This is a genomic window from Sphaerotilus sulfidivorans, from assembly GCF_013426975.1.
Classification (GTDB): Bacteria; Pseudomonadota; Gammaproteobacteria; order Burkholderiales; family Burkholderiaceae_C; genus Sphaerotilus; species Sphaerotilus sulfidivorans.
This window is the reverse complement of sequence record NZ_JACCPY010000003.1, coordinates 22,066-43,531: the sequence shown is the minus strand read 5'-3', so window position 1 is coordinate 43,531 and position 21,466 is coordinate 22,066. Positions and strand designations below refer to the sequence as shown.

The following is a 21,466-nucleotide window of genomic DNA, read 5'->3' as shown; positions in this document are numbered from 1 at the left end:
TTCCTCTTTTGAATTGAATCATTGACCAATTCTTAAGAGTCAACCCCGTGGATGCGGGTGTTGTGGCGGTGATTTTCGAGATTTTTCTAGGTACGGTGCAGATCAGGGGAATGCGACACCCGGCCCACGCAGAAAGCAAGAAGCTCGTCCGACGAGCCTCCGCGTGTCGTCAATGCACCACCAAGAAGGTCCGACATGATCCGCACGAAGATCGCCTCCACTTCTGCCGCCACTTCTGCTGCCGCTTCCACCGCCGCCCTGCTGGCGGCGCTCCTGATCGGCGCTGCCGCACCGGCACCGGTCGCCGCCGAGACCCGCCATGCGGCGGTCATCACGCTCGATGGCAACTGGTACCTGCAGTCCGGCCAGGTCCGCAACGACTCCTCGGACGGCATCACGCTGACCGGGTTCTGGTACTCGATGGGGGCCCAGGAGGCCGGCATCGGGGTCTGGGAGCGCTACGAGGGCAGTCACCAGACGCTCGATCCGCTGACCGGCACCAGCGATCACTATTCGACCGCCTACTGGGGCGGCCTGAGCCTTGACAGCGGCCAGTCGATGCGCTTCGGCGGTCTGGACCTGGACCGCATCGCCTCGACCTCGCCGGTGCGCATCGACAGCGAGACCATCGACAGCACCGGCAGCTCGCTGCGCAATGCCTATGTCGAGGTGCTGTTCAGCGATGGTCTGCGCGGTCGGGTGGCGCTGGCGGCGCAGTCCTGGAACACCACCCAGGTGCTGACGATCCAGGTGGCGTCGCCGGTGCCCGAGCCGGCGGCCGCGGCGATGTTCGGCGCCGGTCTGCTGGGCCTGGCCGTTTTCGGCCGCCGGCGTCAGCAGGCGACCCGTTCAGGCCGCTGGGGCTGAGGCCGGCGCCGGCGCGAACTGCGTCCAGGCCTGCAGCGCCTCGGCGCAGTACATCAGCGCCGGCCCGCCGCCCATGTAGACCGCCACGCCGAGCATCTCCTCGAATTCGGCCCGCGTGGTGCCCAGGCGGACCAGGGCCTTGACATGGAAGCCGATGCAGCCGGCGCAGCGCTGGCTGACCGCGATCGCGGTGGCGATCAGCTCCTTGTGCTTTTCCGACAGCGCGCCGTCGGCCATCGAGGCCGCGGCCATCGCGCCGAAGCCCTGCATCGTGCCCTTCTGGGTCTGGCGCAGGCTGGCGAGCTCGCGGCTGATGTCGCGGGTGAGGTCGGGATAGTGGATCTCTGACATGGCGGGCAGGGCCGGCAGCGCAGGCCTGGAGTGGTTGATACCCGCTATGGTATGTTGGGCGACGGAATCGGCCTTGATGACGGTCAAGGCGGTCGAATCCGTCGCCGCCTGTGGCCTTCGGCGATCCGGCTGGCGGCGCGGGCCGGACTGCGGCGACAATGGAGGGTTTCCCCTTCGCCCCGCCAGATCTGCCGAGAGGGCCCGACCCGTGACCGCCTCCACCCTGACCGCGCCGCCCAGCCCCCCGAAGCTGCTGAACCAGTACCGTCCGTACTGGCCGAAACGCTTCGGCACCGCGCCCTTCCTGCCGATGAGCCGCGCCGAGATGGACCAGCTCGGCTGGGATTCCTGCGACGTCATCGTCGTGACGGGCGACGCCTATGTCGACCATCCGAGCTTCGGCATGGCGGTGATCGGCCGCACGCTCGAGGCGCAGGGCTTTCGCGTCGGCATCATTGCGCAGCCCGACTGGAACTCGGCCGAGCCCTTCCGGGCGCTGGGCCGACCGAACCTGTTCTTCGGCGTCGCCGCCGGGAACATGGATTCGATGATCAACCACTACACCGCCGACCGGAAGATCCGCTCGGACGACGCCTACACGCCCGGCGGCGTGGCCGGCAAGCGACCGGACCGCGCCACGCTGGTCTATACCCAGCGCTGCCGCGAGGCCTTCAAGGACGTGCCGGTGATCGCCGGCGGCATCGAGGCCAGCCTGCGCCGCATCGCGCACTACGACTACTGGCAGGACAAGGTGCGCCGCTCGATCCTGGTCGACGCCAAGGCCGACCTGCTGCTCTACGGCAATGCCGAGCGCGCCATCGTCGAGATCGCGCACCGCCTGGCCGCGCGCGAGCCGATCGAGCGCATCACCGACGTGCGCGGCACCGCCTTCCTGCGCCGCACCGACGACCCCAGCGCCGCCGGCTGGTTCGAGCTGGACTCGACCGAGGTCGACCGCCCGGGCCGCATCGACGCCTTCATCAACCCCTACCAGACCACCGAGGAGCAGGCGGCCGAGCAGGGCACGACCTGCGCGAAGGAATCCGGCGGCGCCCCGGCGGCCGACGGCGCGCAGCCGATCCGCATCGTGCCGTCGGCCCGGGCGCTGTCGGGGCGCATCCAGCTACCGCCGCGCGAGCGCACCGTGATCCGGCTGCCGTCCTACGAACAGGTCAAGTCCGACCCGGTGCTCTACGCCCACGCCAGCCGGGTGCTGCATCTGGAGACCAATCCCGGCAACGCCCGTGCGCTGGTGCAGCGCCACGGCGAGCGCGACGTCTGGATCAACCCGCCGCCGATCCCGCTGACGATGGCCGAGATGGACCAGGTCTTCGATCTGCCCTACGCGCGCAGCCCGCACCCGAGCTATGCCGACGAGACCGGCGGCCATGAGGGCGCGACCAAGATCCCGGCCTGGGAGATGATCCGCTTCTCGGTCAACATCATGCGCGGCTGCTTCGGCGGCTGCACCTTCTGCTCGATCACCGAGCACGAGGGCCGCATCATCCAGAGCCGCTCGGAAGATTCGATCATCCGCGAGGTCGAGGAGATCCGCGACAAGGTCAAGGGCTTCACCGGCGTGGTGTCCGACCTCGGCGGCCCGACGGCCAACATGTACCGGCTGGGCTGCTGGTCGCCCGAGATCGAGGCGGCCTGCCGCAAGCCGTCCTGCGTCTACCCGGACATCTGCACCAACCTGCGCACCGATCATTCGCCGCTGATCCGCATCTACAAGCGCGCGCGCAACCTCAAGGGCATCAAGAAGATCCTGATCGGCTCGGGGCTGCGCTATGACCTGGCGGTGAAGTCGCCCGAGTACATCCGCGAGCTGGTGACGCACCATGTCGGCGGCTATCTGAAGATCGCGCCCGAGCACACCGAGAGCGGGCCGCTGTCGAAGATGATGAAGCCGGGGATCGGCACCTACGACCGCTTCAAGGCGCTGTTCGAGAAGTTCAGCGAGGAGGCGGGCAAGAAGCAGTTCCTGATCCCGTACTTCATCGCCGCGCACCCCGGCACCCGTGACGAGGACATGATGAACCTCGCGCTGTGGCTGAAGGAGAACGGCTTCCGCGCCGACCAGGTGCAGACCTTCTACCCGAGCCCGATGGCCACCGCGACGGCCATGTACCACTCGGGACTGAACCCGCTCAAGGGCATCAGCCGCGACGCCGCACGCGCCGAGAAGGTCGACATCGTGCGCGGCGAGCGCCGCCGCCGGCTGCACAAGGCCTTCCTGCGCTACCACGATCCGAACAACTGGCCGCTGCTGCGCGAGGCGCTGAAGGAGATGGGCCGTGCCGACCTGATCGGCAACGGCAAGCACCACCTGATCCCGACCTTCCAGCCCGCCACCGACGGCAGCTACCAGAGCGCGCGGCGCAAGAACTCGACCCCGGTCGGCGTCAAGGCGGCGCCGAACCGGCCGGTGGCCAAGGCGGGCGCGAAGAGTGGCGCCGCGCCGTCGGGCCAGAAGATCCTCGTGCCGGGCAGCCGGGGGCAGGCCGCGCCTGCGGCCAAGGCGCCGCCGAAGCCCGGCACGATCCTGACCCAGCACACCGGCCTGCCGCCGCGCGTCACCGGCGCGGCCAAGCGCCGGCCGCGCTGAGGCGGCGCGTCTCGCCTCAGCCCTTGACCAGGCCGGTCATCGTCAGCACGTCGAAGTGGCTGCCCTTGACCGTCTTCAGCTCGGTGACCAGACGGCTGTTGTTCCAGCGCGGATCGGGGGCGCCGCTCAGGTAGAAGGCGCTGCCATGGTCGGCGACGAACATGCCGTAGGTCTTCAGCGCGGTCAGGACGGCCTTGGCCTCGTTGCTGAAGGTCGTCGGAATCACGAAGGTCGACTTCAGGCGCAGTCGTGCGCCCATCGGCGGCAGCGCGGTGCTGGTGTTGCTGGACGACCAGTGCGTTGCCGGCGGCACATAGGCCTTGCGGGTTCTCGGCACGGTGAAGCGCAGTGCGTGGCGGATGCCGCCGGCACCGCGCATCGCCTCGTCGTAGCGCACCAGGCCGGGAAAGATCGGCAGGCCGGCGGCGTCTGCGCTGGTCCAGCCCGCCTTGGCGGTCGGGCGGATCGTCAGGCTGTCGAGGTGGAAGACCGCGCCGCAGTCGGCCGACCAGCTGCCGTCGGCGTTGGGGAAGGCGCGGTAGAGTTCGTACAGGCGGTTGTTGTCGCGGTCGATGACGATCACATGGCGATCGCCCGAGCTGGCGGCGCCGCCCTCGATCGGCGCGGTGCGCGGCACCGGATAGGGGCCGGGCTCGCTCTCCGAGGCATAGGCGGTGAAGCGGATCGTCACCTTGGCCTGGCTGCCCGAGACCACCACATAGGGAATGCCGATCGGGCCGCCGTCCCAGGTGCCCGAGCCGAAGTCCGGCCGCAGGCTGGCGGTGGCGCCGATGCTGGCGATGATGGCCGCCGAGCCGGGGTCGACCGCGGCCTTCGAGATGTCGGTGTTGAAGGCCTGTCCGGCCGGAAAGGGCAGGGCGCCGTTGAGCGCGGCGTTGTTGCCCAGACTGGCGCCTTTCAGGCTGCCGTAGACCGGAGTGACGGTCTGCGCCTCGGCGCGGGCCGGCCACAGGCCGGGGGCGCTGCCCAGCGCGGCCAGCGCCACCAGCAGCTGGCGCCGCTGCGAGGCGGTGTGCGTCAGGGCTTCGACAGGGCCGATGGCGATCGGGGCATCGGTCGGGGCGACGGAGGTGGGGGCGGTGTTCTTCATCATGGACATCATTGTTCCGGTCCCCGCCGCAAGTGTCTGTGTTCATGGCATCGGGCCCGGTAAGGACCGTTTCCCGGTCGCACAATCCGCCACTGGCGCGTATCAGAGAGAACCAAGACGTGTTTTTCGTTTTTCGGGCCGTCTTCCAGGCCTTCGAGCGGCGGGTCGATCCGTTTCCTGCCGAGGAGATCGCGCCGCCGCGCCCCGGGCTGTGGCGCTTCGTCTGGGACAGCAGCGCCGGCATGCGCGGCCACATCCTGGTGATGGCGCTGTGCACCGCACTGATCGGTGCCTTCGAGGCCTGGATGTTCGGTGCGCTCGGCACGGTGGTCGACACGCTCGGGCAGGCCGATCCGGCCGGGCTCTGGCCCACCCACCGCGCCGACCTGCTGCTGCTGCTGGCCATCGTGCTGGGCAGCGTGGCGCTGGTGGCGCTGCAGACGATGCTCAAGCACCAGACGCTGGCCGGCAGCTTCCCGATGCGGCTGCGCTGGAACTTCCACCGGCTGATGCTCGGCCAGAGCCTGGCCTTCTATCAGGACGAGTTCGCCGGCCGGGTTGCCGCCAAGGTGATGCAGACCGCGCTGGCGGTGCGCGACACCACCTTCATCCTGACCGACATCCTGGTCTTCGTGACCATCTATTTCGTGACGATGACGCTGCTGGCCGGCGGGCTCGACCGCTGGCTGCTGCTGCCCTTCGTGGTCTGGCTGCTGCTGTACGCCGCCTCGGTGGCCTGGTTCGTGCCGAGGCTGGCGCGGGTCGGTCGCACGCAGGCGGATGCGCGCTCGCTGATGACCGGCCGGGTCAGCGATGCCTACACCAACATCGCCACCGTCAAGCTGTTCTCGCATGCACGGCGCGAGGCCGACTTCGCCCGCAGCGCGATGGGCGACTTCCTGGTCACGGTGCATGGCCAGATGCGGCTGGTCAGCCTGTTCGAGATCGTCAACCATCTGCTGAGCATGGGCCTGATCGCCTCCACCGCCGGCATGACGCTGTGGCTGTGGAGCCAGGGCCAGGTCGGCATCGGTGCGGTGGCGGCGGCCACCGCGATGGCGCTGCGCCTGAACGGCATGTCGCACTGGGTGATGTGGGAGATGACCGGCCTGTTCGAGCACATCGGCACGGTGCAGGACGGCCTGGCCACGCTGTCGCAGCCGCGCCGGGTGGTCGATCGGCCGGACGCGGCCACGCTGGCGGTGCCGCGCGGCGAGATCCGGCTGGAGCGGCTCACCTTCGGCTACGGCGGCGCGACCGACGAGCCGCTGATCCGCGATCTGGACCTGCACATCCGCCCGGGCGAGCGGGTCGGCCTGGTCGGGCGCTCCGGCGCGGGCAAGTCGACGCTGACCCATCTGCTGCTGCGCTTCCATGACCTGCAGGGCGGGCGCATCCTGATCGACGGTCAGGACATCGCCACCGTCACCCAGGACAGCCTGCGCGCGCAGATCGGCATGGTCACGCAGGACACCTCGCTGCTGCACCGCTCGGTGCGCGACAACATCCTGTACGGCCGCCCGGACGCGGGCGACGCCGAGATGATCGAGGCCGCGTGCCGCGCCGAGGCCGACGGCTTCATCCGCCAGCTCTCCGACCCGTCCGGGCGCAGCGGCTACGACGCGCAGGTCGGCGAGCGCGGCGTCAAGCTCTCGGGTGGCCAGCGCCAGCGCATCGCCATCGCGCGGGTGATCCTGAAGGACGCGCCGATCCTGCTGCTCGACGAGGCCACCAGCGCGCTCGACTCCGAGGTCGAGGCGGCGATCCAGACCAGCCTGGACACGCTGATGCAGGGCAAGACGGTGGTGGCGATCGCGCACCGGCTCTCGACCATCGCGGCGATGGACCGGCTGGTGGTGCTCGACCGCGGCCGCATCGTTGAGCAGGGCGACCACGCCACGCTGCTGGCGCAAGGCGGACTCTACGCCCGACTCTGGGCGCGGCAGAGTGGCGGTTTTCTGGGTGAAAATGAAACTTGATGTATCAACGTCCGGATTTATCCGGTAATTCGTCCTCAAGTTCCGGCTGATCCCGGCAGGCGGGGCGGTGGTGCGTGGGTACACTCGTTCCTGCAGGTTTCTTCATAAATCGATCACCAGACGGTACCGACTCGCTCTCCACAATGGCCGCATCTTCCCCGGCAAATCCGTCGAACGCCTTCGACCTGAAAAGCGCCTCGCTGGCGCTGGTCGCGCTGGTGCTGCGAACCACCCGTCTCGACGAGCTGGAGGCGCAGTTCGAGGCGCGCATCGCGCCGTCGGCCGACTTCTTCAATCGCGATCCGGTCGTCATCGACCTGACGCATGTGCGCGATCAGGTCGAGCCGGTCGACTTCGCCGGTCTGGCCGCGCTGCTGCGGCGCTACAGCATGGTGCCGGTGGCGGTGCGCTCGGGCTCGCCCGAGCAGCTGGAAGCCGCGCTGGAGGCGGGTCTGTGCGAGGCGCCCGATTCCGGCGCCGACCTGCCCCATGCCCGCGTCGCGCCGCCGCCGGAGCCGGTCGCAGCGCCGGAGCCTGAGCCGGTCGCGCCGGCCGATGCAGCAGCGGATGCCACCGATCCGGACGCGCTGTCCGAGGACGAACCGGCGCTGCCGGTGCCGACGCTGCTGGTGGTCGACCGGCCGCTGCGCTCGGGCCAGCAGGTCTATGCGAAGAACGCCGACCTGGTGGTGCTGGCGCTGGTCAGCCACGGCGCGGAGGTGATCGCCGACGGCAGCATCCATGTGTACGCGCCGCTGCGCGGCAAGGCGATCGCCGGCGCGACCGGCGACATCAGCGCGCGCATCTTCTCGACCTGCATGGAGCCGGAGCTGATCTCGGTGGCCGGCATCTACCAGACCACCGACCCGCCATTGCCGGTCGAGGTGCGCGGCAAGGCCGCACAGGTCCGGCTCGACGGCGACACGCTGGTCATCGAGGCCATCAAGGCCTGAAGCCCCCACAAGGGCTGCAGGCGGGACAACGACAACAGACAAAGACGAAGAAAGGACCACGACGGATGGCCAGGATCATCGTAGTGACCTCCGGCAAGGGTGGAGTCGGCAAGACCACGACCAGCGCAAGCTTCGCGTCGGGGCTGGCGATGCGGGGGCACAAGACCGCAGTGATCGACTTCGACGTCGGTCTGCGCAACCTCGACCTGATCATGGGCTGCGAGCGTCGGGTCGTGTACGACCTGATCAACGTGATCAACGGCGAGGTGAACCTCCACCAGGCGCTGATCAAGGACAAGAACTGCGAGAACCTGCATGTGCTGGCGGCCTCGCAGACCCGCGACAAGGAGGCCCTCAACAAGGAGGGCGTCGGCCGGGTCTTCCAGGAGATGGCCGAGCAGGGCTTCGAGTACATCGTCTGCGATTCGCCCGCCGGCATCGAGACCGGCGCGATGATGGCGATGCACTTCGCCGACGAGGCGCTGGTGGTGACCAATCCCGAGGTGTCGTCGGTGCGCGACTCCGACCGGATCCTGGGCATGCTCAGCTCCAAGACGCTGCGTGCGATCGAGGGCCGCGAGCCGGTCAAGGAGCATCTGCTCATCACCCGCTACAACCCGAGCCGGGTGCAGGGTGGCGAGATGCTGTCGCTGGCCGACATCAACGAGATCCTGCGCATTCCGCTGATCGGCGTGATTCCGGAGTCCGAGGTGGTGCTGCAGGCCTCCAACCAGGGCGTGCCGGTGATCCACATGAACGGCAGCGATGCCTCCGAGGCCTACAAGGATGTGGTGGCGCGCTTCCTCGGCGAGGACAAGCCGATGCGCTTCATCGATGTGGTCAAGCCGAGCTTCTTCAAGCGGCTCTTCGGCGCGAGGTGACCCGATGGGGTTTCTTTCCTTCATGCTCGGCGAGAAGCAGAAGTCCGCGACGGTGGCCAAGGAGCGGCTGCAGATCATCCTGGCCCACGAACGCAGCTCGCGCAGCTCCAGCCCCGACTACCTGCCGGCGCTGCAGCGCGAGCTGCTGGCGGTGGTGACCAAGTACGTCGCGATCCATCCGAACGATGTCAAGGTCCACCTCGAGCGGCATGACAACCTCGAGGTGCTCGAGGTCAAGATCGAGCTGCCCGAGTCGCCTCAGCGCTGAGCGCCGGCCTGGCAGCGCAGCACCGTGCCGACGCCGCGCTGCCCGCACGGCGTCCAGGCCTGCAGGTCGGGATGCGGTGTGCCCTGCAGATCGAGGTCGGCCTGCACCGTGTCCCAGTCGCGCACGCCCTGTGCGTCCACCGTCATGCGCAGCAGCCAGCCGCGGCGTGCCGGTGCGAAATCCTCGAAGCCGTCGAAGACGAAGTTGCCCAGGCTCCAGACCACCGGCCGTCCGGCCACCAGGTCGGCGCCCTGGGTGACATGCGGGTGGCCGCCGACCACCGCGTCCGCGCCGGCCTCGATCATGCGCCGCGCCAGGCGGCGCTGGCGCTCGCCCGCTTCCGGCTCGCGCTCCCAGCCCCAGTGCATGAAGGGAATCACCACGTCGGCGCCGGCCTGGCGCGCGGCGCGGATGTCGGCCACCACCTGCAGGTCGTCGCTCCAGGCCACGCCGGGCGTGGACGGGCCGGCTCGGAAGCTGCGCGGCTTGAACTCGTCGTAGGCCAGCAGCGCGATGCGCAGCCCGGCGCGCTCGATCCACAGCGGCCGGTGCGCCTCGCGCAGGTCGCGCCCGCCGCCGAAGGGCGCGATGCCGGCCGCGCGCACCCGCTCCAGCGTCTCGACGAAGGCCGCCGGACCCTGGTCGCCCGCATGGTTGTTGGCTACCGACAGCGCGTCGAAGCGGCCCTGCAGCACCCGCAGCGTCGCCGGGTCGGCACGGAAGCTGTAGATCTTGTTCGGCAGCGGCGTGCCGCTGGCGGCGACCGGGCACTCGAGGTTGCCGATGCGCACGTCTGCCTGGCGCAGCAGCGCGTCGAAGGGGGCCAGCGGATCGCCGCCCGCCGCGATCAGCCGTCCCGGCCCGTCGTCGAGCATCAGGTCGCCGGCGAAGACCAGGCGCACGCGGGCGTCGGGGTCGGTGCGCCGTGCCGGGCGCGCGGCCGGTACCGGCCGAGGCGGTGGCGGCAGTGGTGCGGCGGTACGTTCGCAGGCGTACTGCAGCTCGCCGTCGCGCAGCGGCTCGTGCACCCGCTGCCAGCCGGTGAAGCCGCCGTCGGCCGCGCGTGCCGAGCCACGCGCCGGCAGCCGGAAGCGGCCCTGATGCAGCGGCAGCGGCGACTGGTCGGCATCGCGGTCGGCATCGGTGTCGACACGCAGCTCGATCATGCGGCCGTCGCGCTGCAGCACCGCACGCCACAGGAAGTAGGATCCGACCGGCTGCGCCGGCGTGCCCAGCGCATCGGCGCGCTCGTCGAGCTCGACGACGCGGGTCTCGCCGCCGTAGTCGACATGGCAGCGCACCAGCGGCGCGGCACCGGCCGCGCCTGCCAGGGCGCTGGCGCCCAGCAGCAGGGCGGCCAGGCCGGCCGGCCGGACCATCATCGGTTTTGTCATCGGGAGGATCTTCATCATGGGCTCAGGCATCACGCAACGGGCGGCGCGCATCTTCGCATCGTCGTCGCGGTCGTTGTCGCTCCAGGCCGGGCTGGCGCTCGGGCTGGCCCTGGCGCTGTCGGGCTGCGATGCGCAGCGCGAGGCCCGGCTGCAGCCCGGCCAGGCCACCGAGCAGGAGGTGCTGCGCGAGTTCGGCACGCCGGTGACGATTCGGGTGCAGCCTGACGGCCTGCGCCGGCTGGAGTTCTCGGCCCAGCCCGAGGGATCCACCAACCATGTCGCCACGATCGGCACGGATGGCCGGCTGGTGCAGCTGCGCCAGCTGCTGCAGCCCGAGAGCTTCGCGCAGATCCGCCCCGGCATGACGGTCGAGCAGGTGCGCGAGCAACTCGGCCCGCCGGCGCTGAAGGAGGCCTATGCGCTAAAGAAGGAGGAGGTCTGGGACTGGCGCTGGCAGGACGGTCCGACGCGGCGCATCTTCCGCGTGAGCTTCGACTTCGACGGCCGGGTGCTCTCGGCTGCGGCGATGGATGATCCGCGCGATCTCTACCGCTGAGTCCGGCGGCAGCGTGCCGATGTAGCTCGGCGCGGGCTCCTCGGCCTGCTCGACATAGCGCCAGTCCTCGCCGACCGGCTGCAGTCCGGCCGGCACCGGCGGGGCCGGCGCGATGGCGCTGCCGGCCAGCGCGCTGGCCATGAAGTCCATCCAGCTCTGCCGCGCCAGCGCGACCGGGTCGAAGGCACCGGCATCGGGCGCCAGCGTGGCGGCGCGACCGATCCAGGTCACCGTGACCAGCCGCTGCTGGTAGCCGGCGAACCAGCCGTCGCCCTGGTCGGAGCGCCCGGCCCGGGCGAACAGGTCAGGGCGCTGCAGCCGGTCGAGCACCGGCGCGGCCTGGCCGGCCAGCAGGTGATCCTTCAGCAGCGTGCCCATCAGGAAGGCATTGCGGGCCGGCACCACCCGCTGGCCCGGATCATGCGGCGGCAGCGCGGGCGGGCGGTAGATCACCACGCCGGAGGCGTCGGTGATCCGGTCCACGAAGTTGGGCGCGACCGGATCGCCGCCGTCGCGCGCCAGCACGCTGTAGGCGCGGGCGAGCTGCATCGGCGTGGTGCCGGCCTGGCCGGTGGCCAGGGTCAGGTCGCTGGGCAGCCGGTCGCGGTCGAAGCCGAAGCGCTCCAGCCAGTCGCGGGTCGTGTCGATGCCCACATGCCGCAGCCGCTGCACGGCGGCATGGCGCGCGTCGATCAGCTGGGCCTGGCGCAGCGTCAGCACCCGGGCCTCGCCGGCGGGTGCCTGCGCCAGGGTCGCGCCTTCCTCGGGCAGCGGCGCGTCGCTGATCAGGCTGTCGGGCATGATCCCGCGCTCGAGCGCGGCCGAATCGATGAAGGGCTGCAGCGCCGAGCCGGCCGGCCGCCAGACCGCGGTGGCCCGGTCCAGCGGGCTGCGGTGATGGTCGAAGCCGCCGACCAGCGCGCGCACCCGGCCATCGATCGGATCGAGCGCCACCAGCGCGCCCTCGGCCTGCGGCCATTGCGCCAGGCTCCAGAAGGTGCCACCGTCCTCGCGCTGCAGGCGCTCGAGCCGGATGACCGCGCCCCGGCGCAGCGCGGGCGTGCCCGGCGGCGCCTCGTGCAGGCGCTGCAGGCCGATCGGCCCGAGGGCCACCGCCCGCCCGTCGGCCAGCCGGGCTTCCAGACCGTCGACCCGCACCGTGGTCACGACCGCCAGACGCAGATCCTCGTCATCGCGCCGGTCGCGCAGCGCCTGCGCGGCGATGCGGTCGAGCGCGCTGCCCTCGATGCCCTCGGGCAGATCCTCCTGCCCCTCCGGGCCGCGCCAGAGGCGGGTGCGCTCCTGGGCCATCAGGCTCTGGCGCAGCGCGGCATGGGCGGCGCGCTGCTCGGCCGCGGTCACGGTGGTGTAGATCCGGTAGCCCTGGGCATAGACCGATTCGCCCAGCCGCGCCGCTGCCCAGCGCCGGGCCATGTCGGCCAGATGGCCGGCCTGAACCTCGGTCTGGCTGGGCCGGCGAACCACCAGCACCTCGGCCTCGGCGCTGGCGCGCTGGGCGGCGCTGATCAGGCCGTCGCGCTCCATGCGCTGCAGCACCTGACGCTGCCGGGTGCGTGCGCGTTCCGGGTTGACCACCGGATTGGCCCAGGCCGGGTTCTGCGGCAGGCCGGCGAGCATCGCGGTCTCCGCCAGCGTCAGCGTCTGCAGCGACTTGCCGAAATAGGTCCGTGCCGCAGCGGCGAAGCCATGGCTGCGCTGGCCCAGGTCGATCTGGTTCAGGTAGAGCTCGAGAATGCGCGGCTTGTCCAGCTCGCGCTCGATGCGCAGCGCCAGCAGCGCCTCGCGCAGCTTGCGCTCGAGCGTGCGGTCCTGGTTGAGGAAGAAGTTGCGCGCCACCTGCTGGGTGATGGTCGAGCCGCCCTCGCGCAGCTCGCCGCCGAGGTTGGCCAGCACCGCGCGCGCGATGCCGATCGGGTCGATGCCGGGGTGGCGCAGGAAGCGCCGGTCCTCGACCGCGATGACCGCCTGCTGCAGCAGCGGCGGGATCTGCGCGATCGGCACGAACTCGCGGTTCTCCTCGCCGAACTGGGCGATCGGCACGCCGTCGGCGGTGAAGACCTGCAGCGGCTGCTGCGGCTGGTAGTGCAGCACCCGGTCGAGCGCGGGCAGCTGCGGCCACAGCCGGGCCACCGCGATCGCGACCGCTGCCGAGCCGGCCAGCAGCAGCAGCGTGAGCAGCACCGCCAGGGTGAGCAGGATCCGGCGGCAGGACAGGACGAGAGACTTCTTCGTCACGACAGGAGGACGGGCGGTGGCAGGTTCGGCAACAGGGTCTGGCCCCGACAGGTCGATGCTGGACCGACGGCAGCCCCGCACTGTAACCGCCTGTACCGAGTCGCGGCCCCGGCCAAGGCATGGGTTGCTATGCTGCGATCATGGCCGAAGCCCTCAGGAACCTGCTCGACGAAGTGGCCGTCGGACAGCTCGGATTTCATCTGGCACGGGTGCTGCCCGGGCTGGACCGCCACGCCTTCGAGACCGAGGCCTGTGCCGGGCTGCAGGCGCTCGAGCTCAAGGCGCGGGTGCAGCATCTGTCGGCGGTGCTCGAGCGCCATCTGCAGCGGGTGCTGGCCGACGACTTCGCGGCCGCCTGCGACGCGCTGGAGGCGGCGCTGGCGCCGCCCGGCACGGTGCCCTGGGGCGAGGCGCCGCAGGGGCCGGCCGATCCGGCCGCCGGCCTGGCGGGCTGGGTGGTGTGGCCGCTGACCGACTGGGTGGCGCGCTGCGGCCTGCATCAGCCCGATCGTGCGCTCGATGCGCTGCACGCGATGACCCAGCGCTTCACCGCCGAATGGGCGGTGCGGCCCTTCATCGAGCGCCATCCGGAGCGGACCTGGGCGCGGCTGGCCGCCTGGTGCGAGGATCCGAGCGAGCATGTGCGCCGGCTGGCGAGCGAGGGCAGCCGGCCGCGCCTGCCCTGGGGCCGGCAGCTGCAGGGGCTGATCCGCGATCCCGCGCCGACGCTGCCGCTGCTGGCGCGGCTGCAGGACGATCCGAGCGCCTATGTGCGCCGCTCGGTCGCCAATCACCTCAACGACATTTCCCGCGACCATCCCGAGCAACTGCTGCGCTGGCTGCAGGTGCATCTGCCGCAGGCACCGGCGCCGCGCCGGGCGCTGCTGCGCCACGCCAGCCGCACGCTGATCAAGGCCGGCCACGCGCAGGTGCTGGCCGCCTGGGGCCAGGGCGAGCCGCTGGCCGGCCGCGCGACGCTCACGCTGCGGCCCGGCGCGATCGCGCTGGGCGAGGCGGTGGAGCTGCGCGTCGGGCTGCAGTCGCAGGCCGGGTCGGCGCAGCCGCTGGTGATCGACTATGCGGTCCACCATGTGAAGGCGGACGGCCGCACCTCGCCGAAGGTCTTCAAGGGCTGGACCCTGACGCTGGCGCCGGGCGAGGCGCGGGTGCTGGTGCGCCGCCATGCGCTGCGCGCGATCAGCACCCGACGCCACCATCCCGGCTGGCACCGGGTCACGCTGCAGGTCAACGGGCAGACGCTGGCCGAGGCCGGCTTCGAGCTGCTGACCGGCGGTTGATGCGCCCCGGGCGGGCTCAGCGCGCCAGCCGCGCGGCGAAGTCCGCCGCGTCGAAGCCGACGCTGAATCGGCCGTCCGGCCAGCGCACCAGCGGCCGGCGGATCACGCTGGGCTGGGTCTGCATCAGTGTGATCGCGGTGGCCGCGTCGGTCACGGCGGCCCGCTCGGCCTCGTCGAGCCGGCGCCAGGTGGTGCCGCTGCGGTTGATCAGCCGCTCCCAGCCCAGCGCCTCGCTGGCGGGCCCGAGCAGGTCGGCGGGCACGCCCTGCTTCCTGAAGTCGTGGAAATGCACCTCGACGCCGGCGGCCGGTGCCTGCGCGGCCAGCCAGGCGCGTGCATTCTTCACCGTGTCGCAGTTCGGGATGCCGTGCAGCGTCAGCACGCGGGGCGCGGGGGTCTGCATCGCCGCTTCCATCACTGACGCGCGGTGCGCACGTTGGCCGGCAGCGTCGCCGGATGGCTGGTGCGCCAGGGGCTGATGTCCAGGCCGCCGCGGCGGGTGTAGCGCGCGTAGACCTGCAGCCGCACTGGCTGGCAGCGCTCCAGGATGTCCGTGAAGATGCGCTCGACGCACTGCTCGTGGAACTCGTCGTGCTCGCGGAAGCTGATCAGGTAGCGCAGCAGCCCTTCCTGGTCGATCTGCGGGCCGGTGTAGCTGATCTGCACGCTGCCCCAGTCGGGCTGGCCGGTGACCAGGCAGTTGCTCTTGAGCAGGTGCGAGGTCAGCGTCTCGGTGACCGGCTGCTCGTCGAGGGCGGCCGTCAGCAGCTCGGGCGCGGGCGGGCCGTAGCGGTCGCAGTCGATGTCCATGCGGTCGAGCAGCACGCCCGACAGCTCGTGGATCGGCTGCGCGTCGAAGGCCTCCGGCAGCACCAGCCGCACGCCCACGCGGGCGCCGGCAGCCGCGCTCAGGTCGTGCACCAGCATCTCGCGCAGCCGCTCGGGCGACTCCACCCGGGTCATGTTGAAGCTGTTGAGGTAGAGCTTGAAGGACTTGCTCTCGATGATGCAGGGCGAGTCGCAGGGCACGGTGATGGTGGCGATCGCCACCTGCGGCTTGCCGCGCGGCGTCAGCCACGACAGCTCGTAGGCGGTCCACAGGTCCGCGCCCATGAAGGGCAGGCGCCCGGCGGCGATGCGTTCTGCGCTCAGGCCGATCTCCTCGCGCTTCGGGGTGCGCGAGATCGGGTACAGCAGCTCGGGCGCGTAGGTCGCGCGGTAGCTGGCGGTCTTGCCCAGCAGCGAGCCGCTCGGATCGCGGGCCGGGGACGGGGAGGAGGGGGTGTCGCTCATGGCCGCAATGGTAGCGGGGCCGCCCGCCGGGGCGGTCAGCCCGCGGTGCGGCAGTGCTCGACCGCGTAGCGGATCAGCTCGGCCTGGCCCTCGATGCGCAGCTTGCGGCGGATGTTCTGGCGGTGGGTCTCGACGGTGCGCACGCTCAGGTCGTGCTCGGCGGCGATCTGCTTGCTCGACAGGCCGCGCGCCAGGCAGGCGAGGATCTCGGCCTCGCGCTCGGACAGGATCGGGCGCGGGCCGTCGCTGCGTGCGCTCTGGCGCGACAGGCTGGCGCTCAGGAAGGTGTCGCCGGCGGCCACCGCCCGGATCGCGTCGACGATGTCCGACGAGGGCGCGTCCTTCAGCACATAGCCGCGTGCGCCGGCCTGCATCGCCTGGTGCACATAGTCCGGGTTGTCGTACATGCTCAGCACGATCACATGGATCGCCGGCCAGCGCTCGCGGATCTGCGCGGCCAGCGCGATGCCGCTGACCTGCTTCATGCCGATGTCGGTCAGCACCAGCGCGGGCTCGAGTCGCGCGATCGCCTCGAGCGCGCTGTCGGCATCGGCCGCCTCGCCGACGACCTCCAGGCCGCTCTGGTGGTTGATCAGCGTGCGCACGCCTTCGCGCACGAGCGGGTGGTCATCGACGATCAGGATGCGCATCGGATCGGAGGGGAGCCAGGGGTTGGAGGGCGGGTACGGCCAGCCGGCGGACGGCATCGGCGCCGATCTGGGCGACGACCCGGGTCGAGCCCGGGCGCGACTGTACCCGGAACACGCCGCCGATCGCCTCGACCCGCTCGCGCATGTTGAGCAGGCCGATGCCCCGGCGCGGGTCGGACTGGATGCGCTCCGCATCGAAGCCGTGGCCGTCGTCGGCCACCGTGAGCCGCACCTCGCCGCCGAGGTAGATCAGCCGCAGGTCGACCCGGCTGGCCTGGGCATGCTTCTCGATGTTGGTCAGCGCTTCCTGGGTGATGCGGAACAGCACCGTGTTGACCGCCTCGGGCAGATCGCGCTCGCGTCCGCCGATGCGCATGAAGAAGGCCATCTGCGCATGCTCGGCGAATTCCTCGCCGAGGTGGCGCAGCGCGCTGGGCAGGCCCAGCGTGTCGAGCACCACCGGGCGCAGCCGGTGGGAGATGTCACGCACCTCGGCCAGGGCCTCCTCGATGCGGCTGCGCGCGCGCTCCAGCGCCACCGGTGCCCGGCCGTGCTCGCTGCGCAGCTGCTCCATCGTGCTGTCGAGCAGCAGCTTGATCGACACCAGCGTCTGGCCGGTGCCGTCATGCAGCTCGCGCGAGAGGTGGGCGCGCTCGTTTTCCTGCGACTGCACCACCTGGCGCGCCAGCTGCTGCAGCTGCGCGTCGGCGGCGCGGTGATCGCCCAGGTTCATCGCCAGCGTGCTGCCGCCCACCAGCGCCAGCGCCATCAGCGCGATGATCGCGATCCAGCCGGTGGTCTTGTCGATGTTGGCGCGCCCCTGGCGCTCCAGCGCGTCCAGCGTGGCCTGCACATCGTCGAGGTAGATGCCGGTGCCGACCATCCAGCCCCAGCGCTGCAGGCCGACGACATAGCCCAGCTTGGGCGCGACCTCGCGGGCACTGGGCTTGTTCCAGACATAGCGGAAATAGCCCTCGCCCTCGCGGGCCTTGGCGATCAGGGCCTGCACCACTGGCTGGCCGTCACGGTCACGGATGTCCCACAGGTTCTGGCCGACCAGCTCGGGCTGGTGCGGCAGCACCAGGCAGCGGCCGCTGTAGTCGTAGGCGAAGAAGTAGCCGTCGCCGTTGTCGTAGTCGAAGGCGTTGAGGATGCGGATCGCTTCCTGCCGGGTGGCCTCGTCGTCGCGCCCGCTGTCGTAGAGCGGGCGGATCATGTTCATCGCCATCTCGACATGGTGGCGCAGCTCGGCCTCCTTGCTGGCGAGGTAGGCGGTCTCGACCAGCGCCCGTTCCTGCAGCGCCAGATCCTGGGCCTGCGAGCGCACCGCCAGCGCGATCACCGCCACCGCCGCCAGCAGCGGCATGACGGCCAGCAGCAGGATGCGCCGGCGCAGCCGCCGCGGGCCGATCGGCTCGGACGGGGCGGCGGTCGCGGTCATGGCGGCGGCAAGGCGGGCTGGCGGACCGGTCTCAGGCCTGGGTGGCCTGCATGTAGAGCCGGGTCGCGCGGGCGCCGCTGCGGCAGAAGGCCAGGATCGGCCGCGGCAGCGTCGCCAGCAGCTCGGCGAAGCGGGCGATCTCCTCGGGGCTCTGGTAGCCGCCGGCCACCGGCAGGTGCACGTACTGCAGGCCTGCAGCCTGTGCAGCCGCCGCGATCTCGGCGCTGGTCGGCTGGTCCGGGCCGTGCTCGAAGTCCGGGCGGTTGTTGATGACGCTGCGGAAGCCCGCGGCGGCGGCCTCGGCCATCGCGGCCGGGGCCAGCTGCGGCGCCACGCAGAAGTCCGGGGCGACTTGCTGGATCGGCAGGGTGTTGCTCATCGGGAACCTCGCTGAAGCGGGAGTGGAGAAGACCGGAACGGCCTGGCCGGTCGGGACGGTCAGCCGGCCAGCGCGCGCTTGACCGCCGCCGACACCAGCGCCATGTCGGCCTTGCCGGCGAGCTGCTGCTTGACCGCGCCCATGACCTGGCCCATCGCGCCGGGGCCGGTGGCGCCCAGGCCGGCGACGATCGCCTGCACCGCGGCGTCGATCTCCTCGGCGCTCAGGCGCTGCGGCAGGTAGACCTCGAGCACCTTCAGCTCGGCCGATTCCTTGTCGGCCAGGTCGGTGCGGCCGGCGGCGGTGAACTGGCTGATCGAGTCCTTGCGCTGCTTGATGAGGCGGTCGACGACCGCGACGACTGCCGCGTCGTCCAGCGTGATCTGCTCGTCGACTTCCTTCTGCTTGACCGTGGCCAGCAGCAGGCGGATGGTGCCCAGGCGCTCGCTGTCCTTGGCGCGCATCGCGTCCTTCATGTCGGCGGTGATCTGGTCCTTGAGGCTCATGGTGGATTCCTTGGTGGTCTGAAAACGACAAAACCCGCAACGGCGTCCCGTGCGGGTTCTGGCAGTGCCTGACGGGACGGTGTCCGCCGAGGCGGCGGACCCTGCCGATCAGTACAGGCGCTTGGGCAGCTGCATCGAGCGCACGCGCTTGTAGTGGCGCTTGACGGCGGCAGCCTTCTTGCGCTTGCGCTCGGCGGTCGGCTTCTCGTAGAACTCGCGAGCACGCAGTTCGGGCAGCAGGCCCAGCTTTTCGATCGTGCGCTTGAAGCGACGCAGGGCGACGTCGAACGGCTCGTTTTCCTTGACTCGGATGGTCGTCATGAACTGAAGGATCCTTCGGTTGTGTCCTCGGTGGCCGGCGCGGGGTTTCCGGAAAACCCAGATGTCGTCGACTCGAACGGACTTCTTTGCCAGCAAAGCCGCGGATTGTAGCCCAGATTTGCAGGCAGTGGCGAATCCGCGAGTGTAGCACCGCGCCGGGCCCGATCGGGCTCAGGCGCGGCCGGCGGCCATCGCATCGGCGCAGGCCGCGGCGCTGGCCCAGGCCCACTGGAAGTTGTAGCCGCCGAGCCAGCCGGTCACGTCGACCACCTCGCCGATGAAGTACAGGCCCGGCACCTTGCGGCTCTCGAGCGACTGCGAGCTCAGCTCGCGGGTGTCGACCCCGCCGGCCATGACCTCGGCCTTCTTCCAGCCGGCGTCGCCGGCAGGCTGCAGCGACCAGGCGCGCGCGCGCTGCGCCAGCGCCTGCAGGTCGCGGTCGCGGCATTCCGGCATCGGGCGGGCGGCGTCCAGGCCGGCGCCGGCCAGCCAGGCCTCGGCCAGCCGGGCGGGCAGCAGCGTGGCGAACTCGTTGCCGAGCTGGCGGCGCGAGCCCTGCTTGGCTTCCAGAAGCCGCGCGGCCAGATCCAGCCCCGGCGTCAGGTCGATCTCGATCGGCTGGCCCGGCCGCCAGAAGCTGGAGATCTGCAGGATGCCGGGGCCGCTCAGGCCGCGGTGGGTGAAGAGCAGGTCTTCGAGGAAGGTTGTGCGCGTCTTGCCGGCGCCGCAGGAGATGCCGGCCGGCAGCGCGATGCCCGACAGCGCTGCGAACGGCGCCCAGGCCTGCGCGTCGAAGGTCAGCGGCACCAGCGCCGGCCGCGGCGCGATCACGCCCAGGCCGAACTGCTGCGCCACCTTCAGGCCGAAGTCGGTCGCGCCGATGGCCGGCACCGGCAGGCCGCCGGTGGCGATGACCAGGCGCGGCGCCGCCACCGGGCCGGCGTCGGTGTCGAGCTCGAAGCGCGGGGTCTCGCCCTCGCTGCGGCGGATGCCGCGCACGCCGCAGGGCTGGCGGCGGACCACGCCGCCGGCCTCGCCCTCGCGCAGCAGCATCGCGATGATGTCCTCGGCGCTGTGGTCGCAGAAGAGCTGGCCCTTGTGCTTCTCGTGGAAGGCGATGCGGTGGCGCTGCACCAGCGCGATGAAGTCGGCCGGCGTGTAGCGCGACAGCGCCGAGCGTGCGAAGCGCGGGTTGTCGGAGAGGTAGTTGGCGGGGCCGGCGTCGCGGTTGGTGAAGTTGCAGCGCCCGCCGCCGGAGATGCGGATCTTCTCGGCGATCCGGTCCGAGTGGTCGAGCAGCAGCACCCGCAGACCCTGCTGGCCGGCGCGTGCGGCGCAGAAAAGGCCGGCCGCGCCGGCCCCGACGATGATGGCGTCGAAGTGTTCCATCGGGCGGATTATCCGGGAGGGGCCCGGTGCCGCCCGGCCGCGCCCGGCGACCTCAGACCGGACGCCACTCCAGCCGGCCCTTGGCGAACATCGCCTTCAGCGCGCCGGAGGCGGCCAGCTCGTTGACCACACGTTGCAGCGCCTCGGCCAGGTCGGTGGCGTTCTTCTTCGTCGCCATGCCGACGGCCCAGCCGTCCTTGGGCGCGCGCGGCATCGGCATCGGGCCGATGGCGAAGCGCGGATCGCCCTGCAGCGTCGATTCCAGCTCCGAGCGCAGGCCGGCGGCGGCCACCACCTCGCCGCGCTGCAGCATCTGCGCGGCGATCACGCCGTTGTCCATCCGGGTCTGCAGCGAGTCGCGCAGCATGCCCGACTCGGCGCCGATCATCAGCCAGCCGGCCAGCGACTGGCCCGGCACCGCCACCGGCCGGCCGCGCAGCGGCTCCAGGCTGTCGAGCTCGGGCAGCTTCGAGAGGTCGCGCGCCACCACCACCCGCTCGCGCCAGTAGGGGCCGAAGATGCTGACCTGCGGGTTCTCCATCATCAGCGGGCGGTCGACCGGCACATGCAGCAGCACGTCGGCCGGGCCGTAGCCGAGGTAGTGGCCGCGCCAGACCATGTTGCGCAGGTCGTCGTTCATGTTCTCGCCGGCATTGAAGGGCAGCGGCGAGAGCTCCACCCCCAGCCCCTTGGCCAGCGCCTGCGCCAGCTCCATGTCGATGCCCTGGCCCTTGACATGGAAGGGCGGCAGGTCGTGGTAGAGGCCGACCACTAGCCGGCCACGCTCGCGCACCCGGGTGAGTGCGCTCTTCTCGTCCTGAGCCCGGGCACTGCTGCCGACGCCCAGCAGCGCGCCCAGGGCCAGCGCCGGTGCGGCGGTGATCAGGCGGCGGCGCGGCAGGTCGGTGGTCTCGTCACGATCGGTCATGGTTCTTGTCTCCGTCTCTGGGGATCTGTCCGGAGGG

Annotated in this window: 20 protein-coding genes and 1 pseudogene; 8 read left to right on the top strand and 13 right to left on the bottom strand. The window is 71.0% G+C overall.

The window, feature by feature from the left end; genetic code table 11:
* The first annotated feature begins 195 nt into the window (after positions 1–195).
* A complete protein-coding gene (locus HZU84_RS02400) occupies positions 196–867 on the top strand; it encodes a PEP-CTERM sorting domain-containing protein (protein ID WP_149503131.1) in 672 nt (223 codons plus the stop codon).
* Here HZU84_RS02400 and HZU84_RS02395 read toward each other — a convergent pair.
* Entirely contained in the window at positions 850–1,218 is a 369-nt protein-coding gene (locus HZU84_RS02395; RefSeq protein WP_149503132.1) for a carboxymuconolactone decarboxylase family protein, read from the bottom strand. The two genes, HZU84_RS02400 and HZU84_RS02395, sit on opposite strands and share 18 nt — an antisense overlap.
* 208 nt (positions 1,219–1,426) lie before the next feature.
* Here HZU84_RS02395 and HZU84_RS02390 point away from each other — a divergent pair, with 208 nt between their 5' ends.
* Positions 1,427–3,826, top strand: a complete 2,400-nt coding sequence (locus tag HZU84_RS02390) for a YgiQ family radical SAM protein (RefSeq protein ID WP_149503133.1) — start codon at positions 1,427–1,429, stop codon at positions 3,824–3,826.
* Positions 3,827–3,842: 16 nt separating this feature from the next.
* On the opposite strand, the gene HZU84_RS20390 is transcribed toward HZU84_RS02390, so the two are convergent.
* Entirely contained in the window at positions 3,843–4,937 is a 1,095-nt protein-coding gene (locus HZU84_RS20390) for a hypothetical protein (protein WP_246607103.1), read from the bottom strand.
* A gap of 119 nt (positions 4,938–5,056) precedes the next feature.
* Here HZU84_RS20390 and HZU84_RS02380 point away from each other — a divergent pair, with 119 nt between their 5' ends.
* The 4 genes from HZU84_RS02380 to minE all read left to right on the top strand — a co-directional run bounded on the left by HZU84_RS02380 (position 5,057) and on the right by minE (position 9,018).
* The gene (locus HZU84_RS02380) at positions 5,057–6,916 is read left to right on the top strand and encodes an ABC transporter ATP-binding protein (RefSeq protein ID WP_244954448.1); all 1,860 of its coding nucleotides are present in this window, start codon (positions 5,057–5,059) and stop codon (positions 6,914–6,916) included.
* 143 nt (positions 6,917–7,059) lie between these two features.
* Positions 7,060–7,869: a septum site-determining protein MinC gene (gene minC / locus HZU84_RS02375; RefSeq protein WP_149503135.1), complete on the top strand. Its 810-nt coding sequence runs from the start codon at positions 7,060–7,062 to the stop codon at positions 7,867–7,869.
* A gap of 65 nt (positions 7,870–7,934) precedes the next feature.
* Positions 7,935–8,750 (top strand): septum site-determining protein MinD, encoded by an 816-nt coding sequence (minD, locus tag HZU84_RS02370; RefSeq protein WP_149503136.1) that lies wholly within the window; start codon positions 7,935–7,937, stop codon positions 8,748–8,750.
* Positions 8,751–8,754: 4 nt separating this feature from the next.
* The gene (gene minE / locus HZU84_RS02365; protein WP_037482075.1) at positions 8,755–9,018 is read left to right on the top strand and encodes a cell division topological specificity factor MinE; all 264 of its coding nucleotides are present in this window, start codon (positions 8,755–8,757) and stop codon (positions 9,016–9,018) included.
* Here the strand turns inward: minE and HZU84_RS02360 are convergent.
* Entirely contained in the window at positions 9,009–10,412 is a 1,404-nt protein-coding gene (locus tag HZU84_RS02360; RefSeq protein ID WP_244954449.1) for a CapA family protein, read from the bottom strand. The genes minE and HZU84_RS02360 overlap by 10 nt on opposite strands.
* 16 nt (positions 10,413–10,428) lie before the next feature.
* Between HZU84_RS02360 and bamE the strand changes: the two genes are divergently transcribed.
* Complete coding sequence (gene bamE, locus HZU84_RS20385) at positions 10,429–10,968, top strand: outer membrane protein assembly factor BamE domain-containing protein (RefSeq protein ID WP_149503137.1); 540 nt, start codon at positions 10,429–10,431, stop codon at positions 10,966–10,968.
* A gap of 366 nt (positions 10,969–11,334) precedes the next feature.
* Here the strand turns inward: bamE and HZU84_RS02355 are convergent.
* Positions 11,335–13,029, bottom strand: a pseudogene (locus HZU84_RS02355) (transglycosylase domain-containing protein); the annotation flags it as partial.
* Between the two features lie 335 nt (positions 13,030–13,364).
* On the opposite strand from HZU84_RS02355, the gene HZU84_RS02350 reads away from it, so the two are divergent.
* Positions 13,365–14,522, top strand: a complete 1,158-nt coding sequence (locus tag HZU84_RS02350) for a DNA alkylation repair protein (RefSeq protein ID WP_149503139.1) — start codon at positions 13,365–13,367, stop codon at positions 14,520–14,522.
* 16 nt (positions 14,523–14,538) lie between these two features.
* Here HZU84_RS02350 and HZU84_RS02345 read toward each other — a convergent pair whose 3' ends face one another.
* The 9 genes from HZU84_RS02345 to HZU84_RS02305 all read right to left on the bottom strand — a co-directional run bounded on the left by HZU84_RS02345 (position 14,539) and on the right by HZU84_RS02305 (position 21,429).
* A complete protein-coding gene (locus HZU84_RS02345) occupies positions 14,539–14,925 on the bottom strand; it encodes an ArsC/Spx/MgsR family protein (protein WP_244954450.1) in 387 nt (128 codons plus the stop codon).
* 11 nt (positions 14,926–14,936) lie between these two features.
* Entirely contained in the window at positions 14,937–15,815 is an 879-nt protein-coding gene (gene queF / locus HZU84_RS02340) for an NADPH-dependent 7-cyano-7-deazaguanine reductase QueF (protein ID WP_149503141.1), read from the bottom strand.
* 35 nt (positions 15,816–15,850) lie between these two features.
* A complete protein-coding gene (locus HZU84_RS02335) occupies positions 15,851–16,465 on the bottom strand; it encodes a response regulator transcription factor (RefSeq protein WP_149503142.1) in 615 nt (204 codons plus the stop codon).
* Entirely contained in the window at positions 16,443–17,906 is a 1,464-nt protein-coding gene (locus HZU84_RS02330) for a cache domain-containing protein (protein ID WP_149503143.1), read from the bottom strand. The genes HZU84_RS02335 and HZU84_RS02330 overlap by 23 nt, the downstream gene beginning before the upstream one ends.
* Before the next feature lie 31 nt (positions 17,907–17,937).
* Positions 17,938–18,285 (bottom strand): protein tyrosine phosphatase family protein, encoded by a 348-nt coding sequence (locus HZU84_RS02325; protein ID WP_149503144.1) that lies wholly within the window; start codon positions 18,283–18,285, stop codon positions 17,938–17,940.
* Positions 18,286–18,344: 59 nt separating this feature from the next.
* Entirely contained in the window at positions 18,345–18,791 is a 447-nt protein-coding gene (locus HZU84_RS02320; RefSeq protein ID WP_149503145.1) for a GatB/YqeY domain-containing protein, read from the bottom strand.
* Between the two features lie 108 nt (positions 18,792–18,899).
* A complete protein-coding gene (rpsU, locus tag HZU84_RS02315; RefSeq protein ID WP_037482088.1) occupies positions 18,900–19,112 on the bottom strand; it encodes a 30S ribosomal protein S21 in 213 nt (70 codons plus the stop codon).
* Positions 19,113–19,283: 171 nt separating this feature from the next.
* The gene (locus HZU84_RS02310; protein ID WP_149503146.1) at positions 19,284–20,501 is read right to left on the bottom strand and encodes a BaiN/RdsA family NAD(P)/FAD-dependent oxidoreductase; all 1,218 of its coding nucleotides are present in this window, start codon (positions 20,499–20,501) and stop codon (positions 19,284–19,286) included.
* A gap of 52 nt (positions 20,502–20,553) precedes the next feature.
* Positions 20,554–21,429: a substrate-binding periplasmic protein gene (locus tag HZU84_RS02305; RefSeq protein ID WP_149503147.1), complete on the bottom strand. Its 876-nt coding sequence runs from the start codon at positions 21,427–21,429 to the stop codon at positions 20,554–20,556.
* Positions 21,430–21,466 lie beyond the last annotated feature (37 nt).